Source organism: Rhodoferax sp. ZS1R8 (genome assembly GCF_056521325.1).
This window is the reverse complement of the sequence record NZ_JBWMBA010000027.1, coordinates 1-2,288: the sequence shown is the minus strand read 5'-3', so window position 1 is coordinate 2,288 and position 2,288 is coordinate 1. Positions and strand designations below refer to the sequence as shown.

Genomic DNA, 2,288 nt, shown 5'->3' with positions numbered 1-2,288 from the left:
TCGCGCAGAACCACAAGCGGGATATGGCGGACGTTATCGCCACACTGCTCACCCCTGGCCCCCAACGCGGGGCCATCGCCCAAGCGGTAGCGGTGGCCGTGGATGGCGCCATCGTGCGTGCCCAAATGGAAGGTGCGGCACCTGCGCTGGATAGTCTGCGCTTGTTGCTGACATTGCGCGGGGACCTGATGTAATCGATATTGCTATCTTTATAATAGCTATATCGCTATGTTTTATGGGGGCTACAGACTTATTTCTCATAAACACATTCCGGGCGGCAGCTTCAATTCAGCCCGTTGTTGTTGCAAAAACCGCCTCACTGCGGGGTCTAGCTCCAGTCCTATCGCCTGCGCGTAGGCCGCGTCGGCGGCGTCAACGGCACCACTGCGCTGCAGCAGGTGGGCACGTGCGGCCCAGTAGGGTTGGTAGCTGGCCAGGCGCGGATCGTCGGCAACACTGTCCAGAATCTCGCGTGCTATCAGTTCAGGAGCAAACGGCGACTGCACAGGGCGAAGTCAATACCTGGTTATGCTGGATGTAAACCCAGTATCATCAGGCACCCAGCCCACGCCGGCACTGCCCCATGCCCGCCACCACACCCCCAAGCCTTATGTCCGCCAAGCATTCCGTAAATATCTGGAGTGCGGCATCTTCGCTCATGGCTTTGCCAGGGCCTGGTGCGATGACTGCGGACACGACTACTTCGTCGCCTATTCCTGCAAAGGCCGGGGTGTCTGCCCCTCGTGCAACACGCGGCGCATGGTGGAGACAGCGGCGCACCTCTGCGATCATGTCTTCCCCCGCCTGCCGGTGCGCCAGTGGGTGCTCTCGGTCCCAAAGCGACTGCGCTACTTTATGCAGCGCGACGGGGCAGTGCTCAACATGGTGCTGCGTATTTTTCTGCGGGTGATTACGCAAAGCCTGCAGGACCACTGCGCTGGTGCGGCCCACGTGGACAAGGCGGCGCTGCACATAGGCGCAGTGGCTTTGGCAAAACCCCAAGTCCACATCCACCGGTTCGGCTCGCGCCGACGCATCTTGCGCGCCTTCGTGGGCCGGGGCCTGCTGGAGTGTTGTGACGCCAAAGAGATGCTGGGCTACCAGCACAGCGGCTTCTGGGTGGACGCGGGGGTGTGCATCGAAGCAGACGACCGCGCAGCACTGGAGCGGCTGCTGAGGTACTGCGCCCGCCCGCCTTTTGCCATGGACCGCCTGCGCAAAGAGGGATGCGATTTGGTGTACCGCTGCGCCAAACAACATAGCGAGCCTGGCTCGGACAAGCGTGGCGCCAAGGTCGACGAACTACACCTCACGCCGCTGGAGCTGATAGCCCGCATTGCAGCGCTGGTGCCACCGCCGCGAACGCACCTGCATCGCTATTTTGGTGTGCTGGCTCCGAACTCTCCGCACAGGGCTGCGGCGAGGGCGTGCCTGCAGTGGTGCCGCAGGGCAACGCGGTCCCGCCCATGCCCGAGCCTGCGACACCCAAACGTTCACCGGCGTACTACCTGTGGGCGGTGCTGATAGCGCGTATTTACGAAGTGTTCCCGCTGCTGTGCCCGCTGTGTGGTGGGCAGATGCGCCTGATCGCCTTCATTACCGAGGGGACGCAGATCAGGAAGATCCTTGATCACATCGGGGTGGACTCCGAGCCCCCGCACATTGCCCCGGCGCGCGGGCCACCGCTGTGGGACGACTGCGATGCGCAGGCGGTTGAGGGTGTTGCGGACGAGCCGGACTGGGCAACTGACTGGGATGGGGCCGCACAACCGGCCCCCGACTACGAGGTTGATCAGCGCACAGGTTGGTGACCGACAAAACTGGCGACTCTGAGTCGCTGCGGGATGTCTGTGCGCCCGGTACTCGCCGCGCACCGCACGCGCCTGAACACCAAACCCTGGTGGTGAATCTGGTAAAACCTGGCAGCAGGGGCCGGAAATCGCGTGTTTCACGCGGATTGAGCGCGCATTCGTGGTGCGATATTTGGCCCCATGTTGTTGAAATGCCTATCTGTTTCAACAGCGTTAGCACCAGGCCGATCTGGCTGGTGGCAAAAAAGAAGTCCGCATGATGGACGTCGTACAGGAACGGCAAATTGACGCCGAGCCCCGCCGCGATACCAAAGGCCAGCACCAGCGCTGAATTGATGGCAAGCCAGATGATGGCATTGCGGTTAAACCCAGTAGCAGGGTTGCAGTCAACGGGCTGGTCGCAAACCACCAGATAACCGGCGAATAGAGCCCGCCCGAAAAATATGTGCAACCCAATACGCCGACAAACCAGTCCGC

3 pseudogenes are annotated in these 2,288 nt (G+C 61.8%); 2 read left to right on the top strand and 1 reads right to left on the bottom strand.

The features are described 5' to 3' along the window. Positions 1 to 194, top strand: a pseudogene (locus AC097P_RS23360) (TetR/AcrR family transcriptional regulator); the annotation flags it as partial. Between the two features lie 63 nt (positions 195 to 257). Here the strand turns inward: AC097P_RS23360 and AC097P_RS23355 are convergent. Further along, a pseudogene (locus AC097P_RS23355) lies at positions 258 to 458 on the bottom strand (RNA polymerase subunit sigma-70); the annotation flags it as partial. A 133-nt stretch (positions 459 to 591) separates the two neighbouring features. On the opposite strand from AC097P_RS23355, the pseudogene AC097P_RS23350 reads away from it, so the two are divergent. Next, positions 592 to 1,811, top strand: a pseudogene (locus AC097P_RS23350) (transposase); the annotation flags it as partial. Positions 1,812 to 2,288: the final 477 nt, after the last annotated feature.